Origin of the sequence: Mesorhizobium sp. M0136 (genome assembly GCF_040322515.1) — a bacterium.
Taxonomy (GTDB): Bacteria; Pseudomonadota; Alphaproteobacteria; order Rhizobiales; family Rhizobiaceae; genus Mesorhizobium.
Genome location: NZ_JAMYTP010000002.1, coordinates 212,892 through 231,841 on the forward strand (window position 1 = coordinate 212,892; position 18,950 = coordinate 231,841).

General features: G+C 63.4%; 20 protein-coding genes. 9 read left to right on the plus strand and 11 right to left on the minus strand.

Annotation, left to right across the window (positions count from 1 at the left end; all coding sequences use genetic code 11):
* Positions 1–5: 5 nt before the first annotated feature.
* Complete coding sequence (locus NKJ35_RS02815; RefSeq protein WP_352644824.1) at positions 6–404, minus strand: type II toxin-antitoxin system VapC family toxin; 399 nt, start codon at positions 402–404, stop codon at positions 6–8.
* Positions 404–676 carry an antitoxin gene (locus tag NKJ35_RS02820; RefSeq protein WP_352644825.1) on the minus strand — a complete coding sequence of 91 codons (273 nt, stop codon included), beginning with the start codon at positions 674–676 and terminating at the stop codon, positions 404–406. Before NKJ35_RS02820 ends, NKJ35_RS02815 begins: the two co-directional genes overlap by 1 nt.
* 284 nt (positions 677–960) lie before the next feature.
* On the opposite strand from NKJ35_RS02820, the gene NKJ35_RS02825 reads away from it, so the two are divergent.
* Together NKJ35_RS02825 and NKJ35_RS02830 are read left to right on the plus strand one after the other, a co-directional pair.
* The gene (locus NKJ35_RS02825; RefSeq protein ID WP_352644827.1) at positions 961–1,947 is read left to right on the plus strand and encodes a sulfate ABC transporter substrate-binding protein; all 987 of its coding nucleotides are present in this window, start codon (positions 961–963) and stop codon (positions 1,945–1,947) included.
* A gap of 245 nt (positions 1,948–2,192) precedes the next feature.
* Positions 2,193–2,642 (plus strand): RrF2 family transcriptional regulator, encoded by a 450-nt coding sequence (locus NKJ35_RS02830; protein WP_006202816.1) that lies wholly within the window; start codon positions 2,193–2,195, stop codon positions 2,640–2,642.
* On the opposite strand, the gene NKJ35_RS02835 is transcribed toward NKJ35_RS02830, so the two are convergent.
* From NKJ35_RS02835 to NKJ35_RS02865, 7 genes are all read right to left on the minus strand, one after another.
* A complete protein-coding gene (locus tag NKJ35_RS02835) occupies positions 2,639–3,118 on the minus strand; it encodes a gluconokinase (RefSeq protein ID WP_352645039.1) in 480 nt (159 codons plus the stop codon). The two genes, NKJ35_RS02830 and NKJ35_RS02835, sit on opposite strands and share 4 nt — an antisense overlap.
* Before the next feature lie 71 nt (positions 3,119–3,189).
* A complete protein-coding gene (locus NKJ35_RS02840; RefSeq protein ID WP_292658927.1) occupies positions 3,190–4,176 on the minus strand; it encodes an ABC transporter permease in 987 nt (328 codons plus the stop codon).
* Entirely contained in the window at positions 4,173–5,153 is a 981-nt protein-coding gene (locus NKJ35_RS02845; protein ID WP_352475436.1) for an ABC transporter permease, read from the minus strand. Before NKJ35_RS02845 ends, NKJ35_RS02840 begins: the two co-directional genes overlap by 4 nt.
* Entirely contained in the window at positions 5,150–6,691 is a 1,542-nt protein-coding gene (locus NKJ35_RS02850) for a sugar ABC transporter ATP-binding protein (RefSeq protein ID WP_352644829.1), read from the minus strand. Before NKJ35_RS02850 ends, NKJ35_RS02845 begins: the two co-directional genes overlap by 4 nt.
* A gap of 80 nt (positions 6,692–6,771) precedes the next feature.
* Complete coding sequence (locus NKJ35_RS02855) at positions 6,772–7,896, minus strand: sugar ABC transporter substrate-binding protein (RefSeq protein WP_352644830.1); 1,125 nt, start codon at positions 7,894–7,896, stop codon at positions 6,772–6,774.
* Positions 7,897–8,192: 296 nt separating this feature from the next.
* Positions 8,193–9,221, minus strand: coding sequence for an HTH-type transcriptional regulator GntR (gene gntR / locus NKJ35_RS02860; RefSeq protein WP_254819076.1), 1,029 nt, complete (start codon positions 9,219–9,221; stop codon positions 8,193–8,195).
* Positions 9,222–9,392: 171 nt separating this feature from the next.
* Positions 9,393–10,625 carry an MFS transporter gene (locus tag NKJ35_RS02865; RefSeq protein WP_352644833.1) on the minus strand — a complete coding sequence of 411 codons (1,233 nt, stop codon included), beginning with the start codon at positions 10,623–10,625 and terminating at the stop codon, positions 9,393–9,395.
* Positions 10,626–10,801: 176 nt separating this feature from the next.
* Between NKJ35_RS02865 and NKJ35_RS02870 the strand changes: the two genes are divergently transcribed.
* The 5 genes from NKJ35_RS02870 (at position 10,802) to NKJ35_RS02890 (ending at position 14,555) form a co-directional block, all read left to right on the plus strand.
* Positions 10,802–11,089 (plus strand): DUF3175 domain-containing protein, encoded by a 288-nt coding sequence (locus NKJ35_RS02870; protein WP_254819078.1) that lies wholly within the window; start codon positions 10,802–10,804, stop codon positions 11,087–11,089.
* Positions 11,090–11,207: 118 nt separating this feature from the next.
* On the plus strand, positions 11,208–12,119 hold the full coding sequence (gene iolE / locus NKJ35_RS02875) for a myo-inosose-2 dehydratase (protein ID WP_352644835.1): 912 nt from the start codon (positions 11,208–11,210) through the stop codon (positions 12,117–12,119).
* 201 nt (positions 12,120–12,320) lie between these two features.
* Positions 12,321–12,527, plus strand: a complete 207-nt coding sequence (locus NKJ35_RS02880; RefSeq protein ID WP_352644837.1) for a LacI family DNA-binding transcriptional regulator — start codon at positions 12,321–12,323, stop codon at positions 12,525–12,527.
* 4 nt (positions 12,528–12,531) lie between these two features.
* Entirely contained in the window at positions 12,532–13,998 is a 1,467-nt protein-coding gene (mocR, locus tag NKJ35_RS02885; protein ID WP_352644839.1) for a rhizopine catabolism transcriptional regulator MocR, read from the plus strand.
* Between the two features lie 191 nt (positions 13,999–14,189).
* Positions 14,190–14,555 (plus strand): GFA family protein, encoded by a 366-nt coding sequence (locus NKJ35_RS02890; protein ID WP_352644841.1) that lies wholly within the window; start codon positions 14,190–14,192, stop codon positions 14,553–14,555.
* Positions 14,556–14,586: 31 nt separating this feature from the next.
* Here NKJ35_RS02890 and NKJ35_RS02895 read toward each other — a convergent pair whose 3' ends face one another.
* Together NKJ35_RS02895 and NKJ35_RS02900 are read right to left on the minus strand one after the other, a co-directional pair.
* The gene (locus tag NKJ35_RS02895; RefSeq protein WP_023675820.1) at positions 14,587–15,030 is read right to left on the minus strand and encodes an SRPBCC family protein; all 444 of its coding nucleotides are present in this window, start codon (positions 15,028–15,030) and stop codon (positions 14,587–14,589) included.
* Positions 15,031–15,199: 169 nt separating this feature from the next.
* Complete coding sequence (locus NKJ35_RS02900) at positions 15,200–16,444, minus strand: DegT/DnrJ/EryC1/StrS family aminotransferase (protein ID WP_352644843.1); 1,245 nt, start codon at positions 16,442–16,444, stop codon at positions 15,200–15,202.
* Between the two features lie 348 nt (positions 16,445–16,792).
* Here NKJ35_RS02900 and NKJ35_RS02905 point away from each other — a divergent pair, with 348 nt between their 5' ends.
* Together NKJ35_RS02905 and NKJ35_RS02910 are read left to right on the plus strand one after the other, a co-directional pair.
* A complete protein-coding gene (locus tag NKJ35_RS02905) occupies positions 16,793–17,821 on the plus strand; it encodes a polysaccharide deacetylase family protein (protein WP_352644845.1) in 1,029 nt (342 codons plus the stop codon).
* Positions 17,822–17,834: 13 nt separating this feature from the next.
* On the plus strand, positions 17,835–18,803 hold the full coding sequence (locus NKJ35_RS02910; protein WP_352644847.1) for a rhizopine catabolism ABC transporter substrate-binding protein: 969 nt from the start codon (positions 17,835–17,837) through the stop codon (positions 18,801–18,803).
* Positions 18,804–18,950 lie beyond the last annotated feature (147 nt).

Here is an 18,950-nt window from a genome sequence, read left to right on the forward strand (position 1 = left end):
AGGCGCTACACCAGCCAGTTCTCGACCTTCAGGCCTTTGATCCGGTTGAACTCCCCGGTGTTGGCCGTCACCAGGGTAGTTCCCAGCGCACGGGCGTGAGCAGCAATAAAAAGGTCGTTTTGGCCGATGGTCTGGCCCCTGCCTTCCAGTTCTGCGCGAATCGCGCCGTACTCGGCATCCACTGGCACATCGAGCGGCAAGACGGGAATCTCAGCCAGCAATTCCTCGACCTTCTTGTGCAACTTGGCCGATCTGTTCCTGACGCAGCCATATCGCAGTTCCGACGCGACCACGATGCTGGTACACACGGCGGCGTCTCCCACGCGCAGGACAGCGCTTGCGGCTTTCCCGGCCGGATCTCGGATCATGTCGCTGACAATGTTCGTGTCCAGCATGAACCGCATCAAAAAACTTCCTCGGATTTGACAGGCATATCCTCGACATCGGGAAAGTCTTCCTCGACACCGGGCGGTGGCTCTTTCGCCCATTGCGCGAGCAGTGCGGTGAGGCCAGGCTTGCGGACCGGCTCGATGATCAGGCGGTCGCCTTCACGGCTGATCAAGACCTTTTCGCCGGGAAGTTCGAACTCGACAGGGATGCGCACCGCCTGGCTGCGATTGTTACGAAACAGCTTTGCCTCTTTCGGCGGGGTTGTTGAATGGCGGTGTTGAGGCATGACAACAGCTCCTTGTATATACTATTTGTATATGCCAGACAGCGCGGCGATGCAATCGCATTGCACAGCGTTGGCCAGCCGGGAACCATCGTACACGCCGACGACATCGGCACCGCTGCCAAGCTGTCCTGAGACTCTGCTTGAAAGAAAAAACTAGAAATCGCCCACAGCGGGACTACTTTTTCTCGCGATAACGTCGAGGGGCCGCTCTGCGTGCCTCGTCGCGCACGAGGCCTTGCCGCTATGGTCCGGCAATAAGCGTACCGCATTGGAGCCCTATTTTCATGAAGCGATTTTTGCTTGGCGTCGCCACATTGGCCGGCCTGGTCCTCGCATCCTCCCAAGCCTGGTCGGCCGACAGATTGCTGAACGCCTCTTACGATGTCGGCCGCGAACTGTTTGCGCAGGTCAACAAAGCGTTCGTCGCCGGGCACCCCGGCGTCACCATCGATCAGTCGCATGCCGGAACTTCGGCGCAGGCGCGCGCCATCGCCGAAGGTCTCGGCGCCGACGTGGTCACGTTCAACCAGGTCATCGACATCGACTTCCTGGTCAAGAAGGGCCTCATCTCCGCCGACTGGCAGAAGGACTTTCCGGACAACGCCTCGCCTTTCTATTCGCTGCCCTCCTTCCTGGTGCGCGCCGGCAATCCGAAGCACATCAAGGATTGGAACGACCTCGTGCGTGACGACGTCCAGGTGATCTTCCCTAATCCGAAAACATCGGGCAATGCGCGCTACACCTATCTCGCGGCCACCGCCTACGCCAAGGAAGCCTTCAAGGGCGACGATGCCAAGGTGAAGGAGTTCGTCACCAAGCTGTTCAACAATGTGCCGGTCTTCGACAGCGGCGGACGCGCCGCGACCACCACCTTCGTGCAGCGCGAGATCGGCGATGTGCTGATCACCTTCGAGTCGGAAACGCGCGGCGTCCGCAAGGAGTATGGCGAGGACAAATTCGAGCAGGTGACGCCTTCGGTCAGTCTGTTGGCCGAATTTCCGGTGGCGATCGTCGATACGGTCGCAGACGAGCATGGCACGCGCGATCTCGCCAAGACTTATCTCGACTTCCTCTATACGCCGGAGGGCCAGGACATCGCCGCCCGCAACGGCCTGCGGGCCCGCGACCCGGCGGTCGCCGCCAAATACAAGGCTGAGTTTCCCGACGTCCGGCTGCTGACGGTGGAGGAGGTCTTCGGCGGCTGGGCCAAGGTCCAGGCCGAGCATTTTGCAGCGGGCGGCCTGCTCGACCAGACTTACGGCAGCCGCTGAGGTCGCCAACTCATTGAAAGCCGGCGCTTGCCGGCTTTTCCTTCACTTTGCCCGCCGAAATTGCAGCTTCCGCACGTTCCGGACCGCCCGCCCGCCAAAACGTTACGAAGAATCAACGCGTTTGCGCGCAATATGTCGTCGGGCGGCCTGTCTGCGCGAACGGCATCGCACGGCCAAACCGTCATTATTTGCACACAAACAGCCGCCAGATGCGGGTGGTTGGGGCTTTATGGGTTGGTTCGGGCATGCTTACCAAAAAAGGCAAATACGGCCTCAAGGCCCTCGTGCATCTGTCGGGCCTGCCAGTCGGCCAGCTCGCATTCGTCAATGACATCGCGGTCGCCAACAACATCCCGAAGAAATTCCTCGATGCCATCCTGGGCGAGTTGCGCAACGCCGGCTTCGTCCAGAGCCGCAAGGGCAAGGAAGGCGGTTACCGCCTCGCCCGGCCGGCTTCCGAGATCAAGATCGGCCATGTCGTGCGCGTCCTCGACGGGCCGCTGGCGCCGATCCCCTGCGCCAGCCGCACGCAATACCAGCGTTGCGAGGATTGCGACGAGGCGACCTGCCAGGTCCGGCACATGATGCTGGAGGTGCGTCAGGCGATCGCCGAGGTGCTCGACAACCGCAGCCTCGCCGCCATGCGCGACGCCGACAATGACGATTTCCCGGTCGAACTGACGTCGCAAATCTAGCGCGCGAGCAGGCTCAAGGCGGTCGCGACGGTGTCGGCGACCGGACGCGTGCCATCCAAGGTCATTGCCGCCTCGTCCGCCGCTGGCGCCTCAAGCGTGGCGAACTGGCTGTCGACCAGGCTTGCCGGCATGAAATGACCCTTGCGACTGCCTACGCGCTGTTTCGCCGTTGCCGGGTCGATCTCAAGGTAAACGAAAACGATATCCACGCAAAAGCCGCGCAGGCGATCACGATAACTGCGCTTCAGCGCCGAGCAGGCGGCGACCACACCTCGCCCGCTTGCGACCGACGCTGCCATACGCTGGCCGATCGCGTCGAGCCAGCCCTCGCGCAGCGCGTCGGTAAGCGGCTGCCCGCTCGCCATGCGCGCGACGTTTTCGGGCGGATGCAGCCTGTCGCCTTCGATAAAGAGCGCGCCCAATGCCGCTGCAAGCGCTTCGCCGATGACCGACTTGCCGCAGCCGGCAACGCCCATCACCACGACGGCAGGCAACGTTCGAACAGTGCTCGCCGGTCTATATGCCACGTCTTTCCCGGTCATGCAGGTCAGCGGCTTGCCGGCGCGCGGCCATAGAGCAGCAGCATGGCGACGATGACGACGCCATAGATGATCTGCCGTCCCGCCTCCGGCATCTGCATGACGGAAAGAATGGATTGCAAAAGCGTGATCAGGATCACGCCGGCGACGGTGCCGAGATAGGAACCGCGCCCACCGAGGATCGAGGTGCCGCCGAGCACCACCGCTGCTATCGACGGCAGAAGATAGGCGTCGCCCATCGACTGTGCCGCCTTGGAGGCATAGCCGGCCAAAAGCACGCCGCCGAAGGCGGAGAGCCCGCCCGAAACCGCAAAGGCGATCATCACCACGCGCCTCGTGTCGATGCCGGAAAGATAGGCGGCACGCTCGCGGTTGCCGATGCCATAGACGGTGCGGCCGAAGCCGGTGCGGGTCAGCACGAACACCATTGCGGCGCCGATCAGTGCCCAGATGAGCACGGCGTTGGGCACGCCAGGAACGGCAAAGCCGGTCGCCAGATAGCGCATCGCACCGGTCGCCGAATCCTGCGGCGAGAAACCGCCCGTGTAGACCACCATCAGCCCCTGCGCGACGGCGTTGGTGGCAAGCGTGATGATCATCGAGGGAATGCGCAGATAGGCGACGCCGATGCCGTTGACGATGCCGATCAGAACACCGCAGAAGATGCCGAACGGAATGGCAAGCGCCACACCGACCGGCCCATAAGCGGCCGCGGCGCAGGCCATCATCGCGCCGGCCGCCACCGACCAGGGTACCGACAGGTCGATCTGGCCGAGCAGGATGACCAGCATCATGCCGGTGGCGATGACGCCGAGAAACGACGCCACCTTGAGCTGCTGCAAAAGGTATTCAGGCGACAGGAAGCTGCGCGAATAGAGGCTGCCGAGGAACAACAGCAGCACGATACAGGCGAACGCCGTCAGCACCGCAGGGTCGGCGCGGCGGAGGAATTTCGGCATGCGGCCGGCGAGACCACTCACAGTCGTTTCGCTCACAGGAACCACTCCAGCCGGTTGCGGACCCGAAACAGGGCGAAGGCGCCGAGGCTGACCGCGATCAGCAGGATGACGCCCTGGAACAGGGGCTGCCAGAGCGGATCGAAATCGAAGACGAACAGCAGGTCGCCGATGGTGCGGAAGGCAAGAGCGCCGAAGATCGCGCCGATGGCGCTGCCCTTGCCGCCGAACAGCGACACGCCGCCAAGCACGACCGCGGCAATCGAAAACAGCGTATAGGCATTGCCGCTGGCATAGGCCGCATCGCCGGTATAGGTGAAGAACGTCAGGAACAGCCCGCCGATCGCGGCCAGCAGCCCGGCAAGCGTATAGGCGGCGAACTTTCCACGCCGGATCGGCACGCCGGACATGTAGGCCGCCATCTCCGAGGAGCCGGCCGCATAAGCGGCGCGGCCGAGCACCGACCGGCTGAACGGCACCCAGACAACGAGCACGACCGCCAGCAGCGTCACCAGGCTCGCCGGCACAATACCAAATAGGCGCCCGGTCAGCGCATCGGCGAGCCCTTCATTGACCGAGCCGCCCGGAAACGGCCGAAGCAGCAGGGCGATGCCGAAATAGACCGCACCGGTGGCAATGGTGGCGACGATCGGCTGCAGGCGTCCATAGATGACGATGGCGCCGTTGATTGCCCCGCACAGCAGCCCGGTGCCGAGCACGGCGATGACGCCGAAGGCGGTCTCGAGACCGGTGCCGACGACCAGCCACGAGGCCAGGCAATTGGTCAGGGTGAAGATCATGCCGACGGAGAGGTCGATGCCGGCGGTGATCACCACCAGCGTCTGCGCCATCGCAACGAAGGCGAGCAGCACGCCCTTGTTCGACGCCGTCTGCACGACATTGGCGGTGAAGCCCGCCGGATGGTTCGAGGTGTAAATGATGAACATGACAACGAAGATGCCGAACGCCAGCAGCGTTCCGCGCTGTTCGGCGAGCCAATAGCGCCAATCCTTCACGCGTCCGCTCCTTGCCTTGGCATCTCTTCGTGAATGTTGAGCGCGCTGGCAATCAGCGCCCTCTCGGTGATTTCGGCGCCGACCAGTTCGCGCTTGACCGCGCCGTCATAGAGCACCAGCACTCGGTCGCAGCAGCCGATCAGCTCGTCATAGTCGGTCGAATAGAACAGGATCGCCGCACCTTGGTCGGCAAGCTTGCGCATCAACTGGTACAGCTCCTGCTTGGTGCCGACATCGATGCCGCGCGTCGGGTCGTTGAGCAGAATGATGCGCGGCTGCCGCATCAGCCATTTGGCGATGACGACCTTCTGCTGGTTGCCGCCGGATAGCGCGCCGACCGGAATGTCGAGGCCGGCCGTCTTGATCGCCAGGAGACCGACCATGTCGTCGATCAGCCGCTGCTCGGCGGGGCGATCGATGATGCCGGCCCTGGACAGCCGGTCGAGGGCGGCGAAGGAGAGATTTTCGCGCACCGTCATCGGCAGCATCAACCCTTCCGTCTTGCGATCCTCCGGGATCAGCGCCATGCCGATCCGGTCGTCACGCGCCGCGGCCGGACTGGCGATCGCCACCGGCCTGCCGTCGATCAGGATCTGGCCCGACAGGCCACGCAGCACACCGAAGAAGGCGAGCAGCAATTCGCGCTGGCCCTGGCCGTCGAGGCCGCCGAGCCCGACCACCTCGCCCGCCCCGACCGATAGCGAGACATCGTGCAGCCGATCCGTCCAGGACAGGCTGCGCGCCTCTAGAACCGGCGTGGCTGCGGCAGCCGCCCGCGCGGGTTTGGGCGGAAAGATGTGGCTGTATTCGCGCCCGATCATCAGTTCGACGACCTCGTTGTCGCTCTTGGTGCCGGCCGCGTAGCTGGCGACATTGCGGCCATTGCGGAACACCGTGCACTGGTCGGCCAGCTCGGCGATCTCGTTCATACGGTGCGAGATGTAGAGCAGCGCCAGCCCTTCCGAACGCAGCCGCTTCAACACGGCGAAAACCCTGGCGACGTCGGCCGCGGTCAGCGCCGAGGTCGCCTCGTCGAGGATCAGGATGCGCGGCTTGCGCGCCAGTGCCTTGGCGATCTCGACCATCTGCCTTCTTGAAAGAGGAAGATCCTTGACCAGCGCCAGCGGATGGATATCGGACGCGCCGGCGCGAGCCAGGGCATCTTCGGCGACGCGGCGCTGCGCCTTGCGGTCGATCATGCCGAAACGCTTCGGCGGATCGGAAATGACGATGTTGTCGGCGACGCTGAGTTCGGGGACGAGTGACAGTTCCTGGAAGATGCAGACGATGCCGGCCTGGTTGGCGGCGGCAGGCGAAGCGAAGCTCACTTCGTTTCCGTCCAGCATCATGCGGCCCTCGTCGGCCGCGACGACCCCCGCCATGACCTTGATCAGCGTCGATTTGCCGGCGCCGTTCTCGCCGAGGATGGCGTGGATGCTGCCTGGAGTGACCGACAGTTCGGCCTTCTCCAGCGCGCGCACGCCACCATAGCGCTTGGATATGCCTTCCATGCGGAAGAGCGGAACCGCACCGTCCATCGGCCCTCCCCAGGCGCTTGGCAATCAGGATGTCGAGCGCCGACGCCGCGGGATCTCCCGCGGCGTCGGGCTGTCGGAGCTTACTGGTTTTCCTTGCTCTGGCCCATGATTTCCTGCGCCGTGAAATTGATGCCGCAGGTCGGGAAGGAATTGCCGACGAAGAAATTGTCGGACTGGTCGGGGAAGTAGTCCTGGCCTTCCTTGAAGTTCGGATCCTCGACGATAGCCAGCGGCAGCTTGATCGCTTGCGGCACGACCTGGCCTTCAAGTGCTGCAATCGCCGTCTTGATGGCAACCGCCACCTGAGCCGGGCCGGTGCCGGCCGACGAGCATTTCAGGCCATCAGCGGCGAACTTGGCGCAGAATTTGCGGAAGCCGTTCTCCGTCTCGCCGCCGAACGGCACGAACGGATGCTTGGCATCGATCATCGCCTGCACGATGCCGGTATCGCCGCCCTGTCCGGTAATGCCGTCGAAGGGGCCGTTGGTGGCAATGGCATCGGCGGTAGCCTTTTGCGCAACGCCGTCATCCCACTTGCCGACGACCTCGGTGACATCCCATTTCTTGCCGGAGGCGTCGAGAACCTCGTGGATGCCGTTATGGCGGTCGGTATCGACGGATGTGCCGGCTACGCCACGCACTTCCAGCACCTTGCCGCCGTTCGGCACGTGCTTGACCAGCCAATTGCCCCACAATTCGCCAAGGCCCTTCTGGTCCACATTGACGTTGATGGCATCCTTGGTGTCGAGGATGTTGTCGAAAGCGACCAGCACCACGCCGGCTTCCTTGGCCCGCTTGATGACAGGGCCGAATGCGGTCGGGTTTTGGGCGTTGACGACGATCGCATCATAGCCGGAATCGATGAAATTATTGATTGCCGAAATCTGGGCCGGCACGTCTTCGCCGGTCGAGACCACCTTGAATTCCTTGAGCTTGGCCGCGACCTCCGGCTGCGCTGCATAGGCTTTTGCCGTCTGCACCATCTGGATGCGCCACGTGTTGGCGATATAGCCGTTGGCCAGAGCGATGCGGTACGGGCCGTCTTTTTTGGGGAACTTGAAGAACTGCGTATCGGCCGACCAGGGCGCGAAGCAGCCAGGCTCGGCCGATGGCCCCTTGACGATTTCAGGCTCGGCGATCGCCGACGAGCTCAGCATGACAAAAGCAGTGGCGGCAACGATACCGCCAACGAGTGACTTGATCATCGATATTCCTCCCATTTGCAGTTTTGTTTGTTCTTACGCCGATGAAATTGCGCTTTTCCGGTCCGGCACCTCCCGCCGTATCCGCTGTGCGTTCAGGTGGCCGAATGCCGACCCGATCCCCTCCTTTGTTGCCCGGCTAGTCCCGCAAAAACTATCATATTATACATAATAAACAAGCATGAGCTGTCGCTTATGTATAATAAACAGCTTCCGCTCTTCTGAGCGATGTACTACCCAGGGATAACTGGTAGCGCTACCATGACGTAGTGTAAAGCGCCATTGCGTTGAAGCTCGCTTCAGCGCGCCGTGCTTTCACGTCGCTTGAGCTCGAAGCCGAGATCGACAACGCGCGACTCCGGCCTGTTGCCCTCGATCGCCGCAAGCGCCATGGCGACAGCCCGCCGGCCGATCTCGTAACGATAGGTCCGAACGCTGGTGACCGACGGAAACGCCACTTCCATCATGTCGAGATCGTTGAAGCCGACGATGCCGATCGTCTTCGGCACGGCGATCGAAGCGCGATGGCATTCGAACAGCACCCCGAGGGCTATGTCGTCATTGTTGCAGAACACGCCGTCGAGGCTCGGCACCTTGGCCAGCGCGTCGCGGAACAATTCGCGGCCGAGGGTAACGCTGGAGGGCACCGGCGTGGTGGTGGTAAGCCGCGCATCGAACAGGCCGGCCGCCTCCATCGCCGCGCGATAACCGGCCAAGCGCCGCTGCGAACGCGGATCCATGCGCGCCCCGATGAAGCCAATCCGCCGATAGCCTGCCTCGATCAGATGTTCGGCTGCCGCCTTGCCGCCCTCGAAATGTGAGAAACCGACCATCATGTCTACCGGATCGGGCCCGGTCTCCATCACCTGCACCACCGGACAGCCTGCCGTTTCCAGCAATTTTCGCGATGCCGGCGTCTGGTCGATGCCGGCCACGATCAGCGCCGCCGGGCGTTGCGGGCCAAACACCTGCAGCAGCCGCTCTTCCTCGAGGCCGGAATAGTGAGTGTTGCCAAGCTGGATCCGGAAAGGGCCGTCCGACAGGCTGTCGTAGATGCCGCGCACCACTTCGGCAAAGACGTTGTTGGTAAGCGACGGCACCAGAACGCCAAAGACCTCGGCGCGCGCCGAAGCCAGCGCCCGCGCATTCGGGTCGGGCACATAGCCGAGCTCATTCACGGCGGACTCGATCTGGCGGCGCAGATCTTCCGAGACACGCCCCGGCTCACGCAAGGCGCGCGATACGGTAATGGCGCCGACCCCGGCCTTGCGCGCGACGTCGGCGATGGTCGGGCGGCCGCCGCCGCGGCGCGAGCGCGGCTTGATCACCGCATTGGTTCCGAGGCCGGGCAACCGCCCAGATGCGACCGTGAGACGATGTTCAGCGTCTTTGCCACTGCTGCCTGCCAACCTGGCCCGTTGCCACACCTGTCTGGCGTCGCGCAGCCTTCGCCTATTGTCAAGCGACGGACGGAGAGGCTGTACCCGTACCGCCGTGCTTCAGGCCGTCACAGCAGCGCTGCGCCGGGCCTTCCACAGCAGCAGCACCATGGCCAAAATGTTCAGCAGGTTCCAGGCGATGCCGTTGAGGAACGCGGCGGCATAGGAACCGGTCAAATCATAGATCCAGCCCGACATCCAGCCGCCGATCGCCATGCCGAAAATGGTCGCCATCATGACGATGCCGACGCGCTGGCCAGCCTCTTTGGCTGGCATATATTCGCGCACGATGATCGCATAACAGGGCACGATGCCGCCCTGCGACAGGCCGAAGACCAGCGAGACGACATAGAGCGAGGCAAGCCCGTCGAAAGGGATATAGAACAACAGCGACAGGCATTGCAGCACCGAGCCGATCAGCAGGGTTTTCACGCCACCGATGCGATCGGCAAGGAAGCCCGAGCCTAGCCGGCTGACGACGCCCGCCGCCAGCATGATCGACAGCATATCGGCGCCATGCGCCACGCCGTAGCCGAGATCCATGCAGTAGGCGACGATATGGACTTGCGGCATCGACATCGCCACGCAGCAGCCGAGCCCGGCGACGATGAGCAGCGCCTGCAAGGCCGCCGGCGACAGGGAGATCGGCTGCACCACGCGGCTGCCCGGCGATCCCGGAGCCGCCTGGGGCGGGGCGCCGCGCCGGAGCAGTAGGATCAGCGGCACCATGGTGACCAGGCAGACGACACCGATCGCGGCATAGGTGAAGCGCCAGCCTTGCGCCTGCATGACATAGGGCATCGCTGTCGGCCAGATCGCTCCGGCGAGATAGTTGCCGGACGCGGCAGCCGTCACCGCAACGCCGCGGCGCCGGTTGAACCAGTGCGAGATGTCGGCAATCAGCGGCCCGAAGATTGCCGACGAGCCGACGCCGATCAACAGGCCCTGGACGAGGGTGAACTGCAGGATCGAACTGGTCAGCGACGCCAGCAGGAAACCGGCGCCAAGTGTAATCGCGGCAATCAGCGCCGGCACCCAATACCCCATGCGGTCGATGGCGCGGCCGACCAGCACATTGCCGGCGGCAAAGCCTACCATCGTCGCCGTATAGGGCATCGAGGCAGCGGCGCGATCGACACCGAATTCTGCCTGCACGGCGGGCAGCACCACGACCACCGCCCACATGCCGACCCCGCCGATCGTTGCCAGCAGCATCGAGATGCCGAGACGTATCCAGGCATAGGCACTGTCGATGCCGGAACTTCCTGCCTGGCTTGAGACGATTGGGGGCAAGAGCGTTTCCTGTCCGCAGTTCTTGAATCGGCGGTTCAGACCACTATCGGCGCATTCGCGTCGCCGAGCAGCGCCACGATGGGCAAATCCGTGGCTCCAGGGATTTCGGGCCGAAGTGGAACAGCGGCCCACCATGGGGCGTTTTCCCGGCAACGACCTAGTTGAAGGAGTTTGCCATGACCGCGCAACGGAAATGGTCCGCCGACGTCACCGAGCATAGCGACGCGCTGGACCTCGAGGAACACATCTTCGAATCGCACGATCCAAGGAAGATCGCCGCCTCGCTGAAGCGGTCGGCCGAGCGCAGCGACCGACGCAAGGCAGGGCCGTTTCAATCGGCCATGTCGATGCTGAATTTTTACATCAACCGCGCCGGCAAGAACCTGCCGGCGGCGCAGAAGAAGGTGCTGGAGGACGCTAAAGATGAACTGCGCGTCCTTTTTGGCCGCCCAAAGGAAGACTAGAATCGCTCACATCGATTGGTTCTGCCAAATTCCGCTGAACTGGACCTAGTGACGGGTCCTCTTTGCCGCCAGTCTGCAGGCTCGGCTTGTATTCCCAAGCCCGCAAAGGTCTGGCGCCATGACGGTCAAGATCGGCATCAATCCCATCACCTGGAGCAATGACGACGTTCCGGCGCTTGGCGGGAATACGCCCCTGGAGACCTGCCTGTCGGAAACGGCGCAGGCCGGCTACCGCGGCACCGAGCTCGGCGGCAAATTTCCGCGCCAGGCCGAAGTGCTTGGGCCGCTCCTGTGTTCCTATGGCCTGGAACTCGTCTCCGGCTGGTATGATGGCCGCATTCTCGACCGCACGGTCGACGAGGAATTCGCGGCGATCACTCCGCATCTGAAGCTGCTGCGCGATCTCGGCGCCAGGATCGTCGTCTATGCCGACACCTCGCGTGGTCGCCATGACGGTATTTTCGCACCGATCTCCGAGCGTCCGCGCCTCGCCGACAGCGACTGGCCGTCCTATGGCGAGAAACTTACCGCCCTCGCCGACCGCATGGCCGCATTCGGGGTCGGCATGGCCTTCCACCACCACATGGGCACCATTGTCGAGACGGACGATGAAGTCGACAGGCTGATGGCGGCGACGGGCCGATGCGTTGGCCTGTTGTTCGATACCGGCCACTGCCTGTTTTCGGGCGGCGACCCGCAATCGCTGCTGCAACGGCATCTCGACCGTATCGCGCATTTCCATTGCAAGGATGTTCGCAGGGCGGTGCTGGAACGGGCACGCCGCGAGGACATGAGCTTCATGGCGGCGGTAATGGACGGCATTTTTACCGTGCCCGGCGACGGCTCGGTCGATTTCCTGTCGTTGCTTAAACCCCTCGCCGCGCGCGGCTATGAAGGTTGGATCGTTGTCGAAGCCGAGCAGGATCCGGCCAAGGCGCATCCGCTGACCTATGCCAGCAAAGGCTATGTCTCGCTGCTCGCCACCGCCCGCGAAGCCGGCTTCGAAGTGGCGACGCGGCAGGCAGACTGACCGGACCGCATTGCGAGCCGGAGGAACATAATGGGCGCGCGCCTCGATGGGCTTAGCGACGCGAAAGCGCCCGGCGATCCGCGCCGCCTTGCTCCCTGTGCGGCGCGGATCGCAGAAATCCCCGCTCTGGATTTCAAACCCCGACTTTCAAGCTTGAGGCCGGCCGGAGCCCGTGTCTTGATGCAACCGAGGAGGAGCGACATGGCTTTCGAAGCTGCGCTTGGCATGGAACGGCTTTGCACCATCCGGGAGATTGCCGAGAAGGCGGAACTTGGCACCGCCACCGTGCATCGCGCGCTGAAGAACAGCCGCGAGGTCCGCCCCGAAACCAGGCGACCGGTGCTTGATACCGTCTGTCGGCTCAACGAGGAAAAGATCGCCCGCGCTGCCCGGTTCGTCGGGGGATAGTGCCGTGGCCGACCACATGCGCCTTTCCCTCGACATCATGTCGGTCGACCGCGCTTCGGAAGAACCGATGCATCGTCAGATCTACGGCGCCTTGCGACGCTTCATCCTTGACGGCCAGATCCCGCAGAACACGCTGCTGCCGTCGACCCGCTCGCTGGCCGAAGATCTGAAGGTCGGGCGCAACACGGTCATCGCCGCCTATGACCAGCTCCTTGCCGAAGGTTTTATCGAGGCACGTGCCGGATCGGGCACTTGGGTGGCGCCGATCCAGCAGAACCGTCCCTTGGCGTCCCTGCGCGCCGGACTGGCAGCGCCGCAAAAGCTGTCGCGGCGTGGCCAGACCATCGTCAACGGCCCGCAACCGCCGCGCAATGCCGGCGTCATCAATTTCCATCCCGGCGTGCCTGAAACGGCATCGTTTCCGTTTACCATCTGGTCAAGCCTTCTGGTGCGCAATGCACGCAGCCGCGACGAGAGCCTGCTGGGTTATCTGTCCTTTGCCGGCCACCCCGGCCTGCGTCAGGCCATTGCCTCGACCATCGGCCTGTCGCGCGGCATCAGCTGCACCGCCGACCAGGTGATCATCGTCACCGGTGCGCAAGCAGCGCTCGATCTCGTCTCGCGCGTGCTAATGGACGAAAGCGACCATGTCTGGATGGAGGAGCCCGGCTATCTCGGCGCCAAGAGCGCCTTTCTCGCCAGCGGCGCCAAATTAGCACCATTGAAGGTCGACCGGCGCGGCTGGCATCTTGCCGATCCGGAGCTGCCGCCGCCGCGGCTGATCTATGTGACGCCATCCTGCCAATGGCCGTTCGGCACCATCATGCGCATCGAGGAGCGCCTGCAACTGCTCGACATCGCCGAGCGCAACCGCGCCTGGATCGTCGAGGATGACTATGACGGCGAATACCGGTTCCGCGGCCGGCCGGTACCGGCGCTGCGCGGGCTCGACCACGCCGACCGCGTCGTTTACATCGGCAGCTTCGGCAAGACGCTGATCCCGGCGCTGCGCATCGGCTATCTGATCGTGCCGCGCGAACTGTCGGTGCCGTTCGATCGGGCAGTGAGCATCACCGGCCAGTTCGCGCCGCTGATCCTGCAGGCAACGGTCAACGACTTCATCACGCAGGGCTATTTCGCCACACACCTCAAGCGCATGCGCCGGCTCTATGCCCGCCGGCAGGCGAACTTCGTCAAGCTGTGCCAGGAGCATCTGGCGGAATGGCTGACCGTCATGGAAAACGATTCCGGCATGCAGCTGCTGGCGAGCTTCGTCAGGCCCTACAAGGACAGTGACGTGGTCGCTGCAGCCCTCAAGGAGGGGCTCGACGTCCAGGGCATCTCGATCAACTACCATTCCACTGAACCCGAGCACGGCCTGCTGCTCGGCTATGCGGCGATGGACGAGCGCCAGATCCTGCGCGCCGTGCTGGCGCTGCGCGCCGCATTCCTAAGGTTGGACAGAAGCTAGGCCAAGCGCGTCATCTCGTTCACCGCGGTTGCAACAGTCGCCCGAGGCGATTAGAAATGCGGCATCGGTCCTGGTCCTTCGCCGCGTTCACGCAAGGAGCCACTCACAAGGCCGAATCTCCCCGAAAACCAGAAGCATGCCAACCGCCGAAATTGGCGGAGCAACGCATTCGTCTGACCGTGAGGACTGCCATGAGAACCGCATCCTGTGCCTGCGGGCAACTGAGGATCTCCTGTGAGGGAGACCCGCAACTGGTTGCACAGTGCCACTGCCTCGACTGCCAGAAGCGAACCGGCAGCACGTACGGCGTCGCAGCCTTCTTTGCGCGCGACAAGGTAGAAGCCGAAGGCGACGCCAGCACCTACAGGCGATCGGCTCGGAGCGGCCATCACGTCACTTTCCATTTCTGCCCGGGCTGCGGCTCGAGCGTCTTCTGGGAGCCCGAGCGAAAGCCTGAATGGATCGCCGTCGCGGTCGGCTGCTTCGCCGATCCCGCCTTTCCGGCTCCGGCGCATGTTGGGTGGGAAGAACGGCGCCATCCCTGGGTTTCCGGTTAGCGACGCCAACCCGCCAGGGTAGCGCTTTATCTTACTGGTTGATCTCGGGTTCAACGAGCTTCGCCAGATTTCGCAGCGACTCCTGCCAGCCGAGATAGCAGGCCTCGACCGGGATGGCGTCTGGAATACCTGCCTGCGTGATATTCACTTCGGTGCCGACCGACACCTTCTTCAATGTCACGGTCACCTCGATCTCGCCGGCCAGGTTGGGGTCGTCGAACCGGTCGGTGTAACGCAGTTGCTCGTTGGGCACGAGCTCGACATATTCGCCGCCGAACGAGTGGCTGTCGCCGGTGGTGAAGTTGCGGAAGGACATTTTGAACGTACCGCCGACTTTCGCCTCGAAGTGATGAACCGTGCAGGTGAAGCCGTTCGGCGGAAGCCATTTCGCAAGTGCATCCGCTTCGAGGAACGCGCGGTAGACTTTCTCCGGGCTTGTTGTCAGAACGCGGTGCAGCCGTACGGTGCCGGGCATATCGTTAATCCTCCGTGTTGGTGATCGATGCCCCCTAGGACGAACGGAGCCCGGCCTATCCGACACGGGCCCGCGGATTTTTTGGCGGCCGGTTATGCCGGCCGGAAACCGCGCCCGGCCACCGGACAAGGAATTCGACCGCAGGGTAGCAAACCGCGCCGGATCTGGTCTAGTTCACACTGTCGAACTTCTGCAGATCAACCGGTGCCGCCTTGCGCAATTCGATATCATCGAGCGAAGCATTCTCCAGCGACACCCGCGCCGCCGCGTCGATGTTGTGGATCATGTCCTGAATGTCGCTATCGCTGTGCGCTGGGTTCATGGCGACCATCACGGTGCGGTTGAGGATGTCGAGCGAGCGCTTGCCGAGGTCGTCGGGATAATCCAGCCGCAGGCCCTGGTTCTCGGGCAGCGCGTAGGGATTGAGCGCGGGGTGATGCGCCCCTTCATGCATCAGCACCTGGTCCCACTGGGTGAAATTGTGACGGCCGGTCTTGCCGGCAACGACGCTCGGAATGGTCCTCGAAAAAGTCTGCGCCGCCTGCTCGCTCGGCAGCAGGTACATCACCTGTGCGGCGCAATCGTCGTCCGCGCTGTTCATCGGCGACGGCGTCAGCCCAAGACTGCTAAGATGGCGGGTACCGGCCAGCACCGTCTTCTTCTCGGCCCGCATCGCCTCGATGATGCCGTCCAGCCGGTCGAGCTGGACGTTGAGCATCGCCCCCATCAGTTCGGAAGCACGCGCGCCGATGCCGGCGAAGGGTTTGATGCTGTCGCTTCTGCCCTGCCAGTAGAAATGGCAAGGGTCGATGGCGCAGCGCGCCCGCTCCGCCACTTTCGGATCGCTGGTGGCGATGCCGCCGCCCTCGCCCGAGGTCATGTTCTTGAAGTAGTTGAAGGAATAGGCGCCGGCATGGCCGATCGAGCCGAGCCTGCGGCCCTCATAGCCGCCGCCGATGCCTTGGCAGACATCCTCCAGCACCAGCAGACCGCGCTTGGCAGCAATGTCCATGATCGCATTCATGTTGCAGGCCGCGCCCCACATATGCACCGGGATGACCGCCCTGGTGCGCGGCCCGATGGCGTCCCGCAAGGCGATGGGATCGATGGTCAGGCTCTCGTCGATGTCGACGATGACGGGAATGGCCCCGACCGAAAGCACCGCGGTCGCGGTCGCCATATAGGTGTGCGCCGGCACCAGCACTTCGTCCCCCGGGCCGATGCCGAGGCCGATCAGGCCGGCGGCGAGCCCATAGGTGCCGCTGGCGGCCAGCGCGAAATGCTCGACGCCAAGATGCTGCGCATAGCGGGCCTCGAAGCGGTCGCATTCGCTGTCCTTGCCGTAACGAAACAGCGCGCCAGAGCGGATCACCCTGGCAATGGCTTCGATTTCCTCTTCGCCGGCGGTGTACATGACAGGCCTCCAAGTCATTTGGTAATGTGGGTCGCTCGATGGTGTGGACAGCTGTAGGCTTGTCGGCACAGTTTGAAAGAACCACTCCGCCGCTATTCGACCAAGCCATCTGCGCCCGGAAAGACGGTTCCTACGAGTGGTTTTGAACCGTGATTGGGGAAATCGGTAGCTAAGTGTCTCAGCCGGCAGGCAAATCGTATCCATCCGAATTCGCCAAAGTGGCCCTGTCGGAAAGCCGGGTTTCGGCGTTCCATTCCGGCCAGTTGGGCAAACGGTTGGTTCCATGAAATACGGGACACACTTTGGAAGACCCTCGAAACCGGTATGCCGGCGGGAAGGCGGCCATTCGTGAACGCCGCCGGCTCCAGCAAACGGATCGTGCTCCACGAGGACGATGTCGGCATGTGCCACGGTGCCAACAGCGCCTTCCTCGAATTGAGCGGGCTGGGTGTCTGCAGTTCCGGCGCGGTGATGGTGCCGTGCCCCTGGTTCCTCGAGATGGCCGAAGGCGCCGCCGCCAACCCCAGCCTTGACCTTGGCGTCCACCTGACGCTGAACAGCGAGAAGCAGCATTACAAATGGCGGCCCTTGACCGCGCCGTCGCGAGCGGCCGGCCTGACCGACGAGTTCGGCTTCTTCTGGCCCGATGTGGCGACCACGCGCCGCAAGGCGGTGCCGCAGGCGGTCGAGGCCGAGCTTCGCGCCCAGATCGACACCGCCTATCGCGCCGGCATCGACGTTACCCATCTCGACGCGCATATGGGCGCGGCATTGTCGCCGGAATTTTGCGAAATCTACATCAAGCTCGGGCTGGAATATCAGCTGCCCGTGCTGCTGACCAAGACGCTCTCCGCCTATTCCCCCAACGACAATCTGGTCGGCGTTACCGAGGAGGCGTTCCAGCGCGGCGTGGCGCTGGCCCGCGCCGGCGGCTTTGCCATTTTCGACGCCGCGATCCAGACAACCTGGGGCCGGCCGCGTTCCAGGCCGATCGAGCCCGCTTACAAAGCGCTCATCGAGGGCGTGCGCGAGGGCCTGACGTTCTTTTGCCTGCATTGCAACGCGCCCGGTGAACTCGAGCTGATCGAGCCGCGCTCCGCCTATATCCGCACCGAAGAGTACGAGCTGTTCCGCGACCAGGGCTTTCGCGACTGGCTCGCCGCCCAGCCGATCGACGTCATCGGCATGAAGCCGCTGCGCGAGGAGCTTCGCGCCACGCTCTCGGCCGGGCGATCATCGACAACGGCCCGCGGCAGCAATGCGGGCGAACAGCGATTGGCGTCGGCAAAGGCCCGCAAAGCGGCCACCCGATCCGCGACGTGGGCCGATCGTCGCGGCCGGAAAACGGCGCCAGAGGGATTGGAACTGCAACGATAAATGGGAGAATAAGATGAAAACTCTTCTGAAAGCGGCATTGGGCGCCTTCCTCTCGGCGGGCCTGATGACAGGCATTGCGTATGCCGCGGGCCTCAAGGATCCGAAGGACGTCCGCATCACCTTCGTGGTGCACGGGTCGGCGTCCGATCCCTATTGGTCGGTGGTCAAGCGCGGCGTCGATGACGCGGCCGCCCTCACCGGCGCCAAGGTCGAATACTACGCGCCGCAGGTCTTCGACGTGGTCGAGCAGGCCCGGCTTCTGGACGCCGCCATTGCCACCAAGCCGGACGGCATCGCCGTCTCCATCGCCGACGCCAATGCACTCGGCAAATCGGTCAAATCCGGGCTTGCCGCCAATATTCCCATGGTGGTTCTGGATTCCGGCGAAAAGGAAGGCGCCGAGCTCGGCACGACGCTCTATGTCGGCACCGTTTCCGAATATGATTCCGGCAAGAAGGCCGGCGAGCGGCTGGCCAAGGAAGGCACGCTGAAGGTCGTTTGCATCAATCACGAGGTCGGCAATGTCAGCCTCGACCAGCGCTGCCAGGGCCTCAATGACGGGCTGAAGCCATCCGGCGGCGGCACCGAGGTTCTGGCCGTAGCGCCAGATCCCGCAGACATCCAGCGCCGCACCGAAGCCTATCTGTCGGCACATCCCGACACGCAGGCCGTCTTCGCGCTTGGCGCCACTGCCGCCAATCCGCTGATCCCGATGTTCCGCGACAAGGAACTGTTCGGCAAGCTCAAGCTCTATACCTTCGACATCAGCCCGGAGGTTCTCGACTCTGTCGTCGCTGGCGAAATGGGCTTCGGCATGGACGCCCAGCAATATCTGATGGGCTATCTGCCGGTGATCTATCTGGTCGAGCAGGCGACGCACGGCTTCTGGCCGCAGAACAACGCCTATACCGGACCGCTGTTCATCGATACGCCGGAAAAAGCCAAGGCGATCCTGGCGCTCGCCAAAGAGGGCATCCGCTAATGCATGTCGCGCAAAAGTGTGCAGCGGTTTTGCGGTAACGACATGCATCAAAATTTAGGCCAGCGCTCCGACGGAACGGGAGAATGCGCCAAGCGCTCTCCCGTTCCTTCGAAGATTGCGATTTGAGCGATTGGAGAGCCTAATGGC

Coding starts and splice junctions, on each gene's coding strand:
- NKJ35_RS02815 (WP_352644824.1), bottom strand. CDS start 404: ATGCGGTTCATGCTGGACACGAACATTGTCAGCGACATGATCCGAGAT.
- NKJ35_RS02820 (WP_352644825.1), bottom strand. CDS start 676: ATGCCTCAACACCGCCATTCAACAACCCCGCCGAAAGAGGCAAAGCTG.
- NKJ35_RS02825 (WP_352644827.1), top strand. CDS start 961: ATGAAGCGATTTTTGCTTGGCGTCGCCACATTGGCCGGCCTGGTCCTC.
- NKJ35_RS02830 (WP_006202816.1), top strand. CDS start 2,193: ATGCTTACCAAAAAAGGCAAATACGGCCTCAAGGCCCTCGTGCATCTG.
- NKJ35_RS02835 (WP_352645039.1), bottom strand. CDS start 3,118: ATGGGCGTTGCCGGCTGCGGCAAGTCGGTCATCGGCGAAGCGCTTGCA.
- NKJ35_RS02850 (WP_352644829.1), bottom strand. CDS start 6,691: ATGGACGGTGCGGTTCCGCTCTTCCGCATGGAAGGCATATCCAAGCGC.
- NKJ35_RS02855 (WP_352644830.1), bottom strand. CDS start 7,896: ATGATCAAGTCACTCGTTGGCGGTATCGTTGCCGCCACTGCTTTTGTC.
- NKJ35_RS02870 (WP_254819078.1), top strand. CDS start 10,802: ATGACCGCGCAACGGAAATGGTCCGCCGACGTCACCGAGCATAGCGAC.
- iolE (WP_352644835.1), top strand. CDS start 11,208: ATGACGGTCAAGATCGGCATCAATCCCATCACCTGGAGCAATGACGAC.
- NKJ35_RS02880 (WP_352644837.1), top strand. CDS start 12,321: ATGGCTTTCGAAGCTGCGCTTGGCATGGAACGGCTTTGCACCATCCGG.
- NKJ35_RS02890 (WP_352644841.1), top strand. CDS start 14,190: ATGAGAACCGCATCCTGTGCCTGCGGGCAACTGAGGATCTCCTGTGAG.
- NKJ35_RS02895 (WP_023675820.1), bottom strand. CDS start 15,030: ATGCCCGGCACCGTACGGCTGCACCGCGTTCTGACAACAAGCCCGGAG.
- NKJ35_RS02900 (WP_352644843.1), bottom strand. CDS start 16,444: ATGTACACCGCCGGCGAAGAGGAAATCGAAGCCATTGCCAGGGTGATC.
- NKJ35_RS02910 (WP_352644847.1), top strand. CDS start 17,835: ATGAAAACTCTTCTGAAAGCGGCATTGGGCGCCTTCCTCTCGGCGGGC.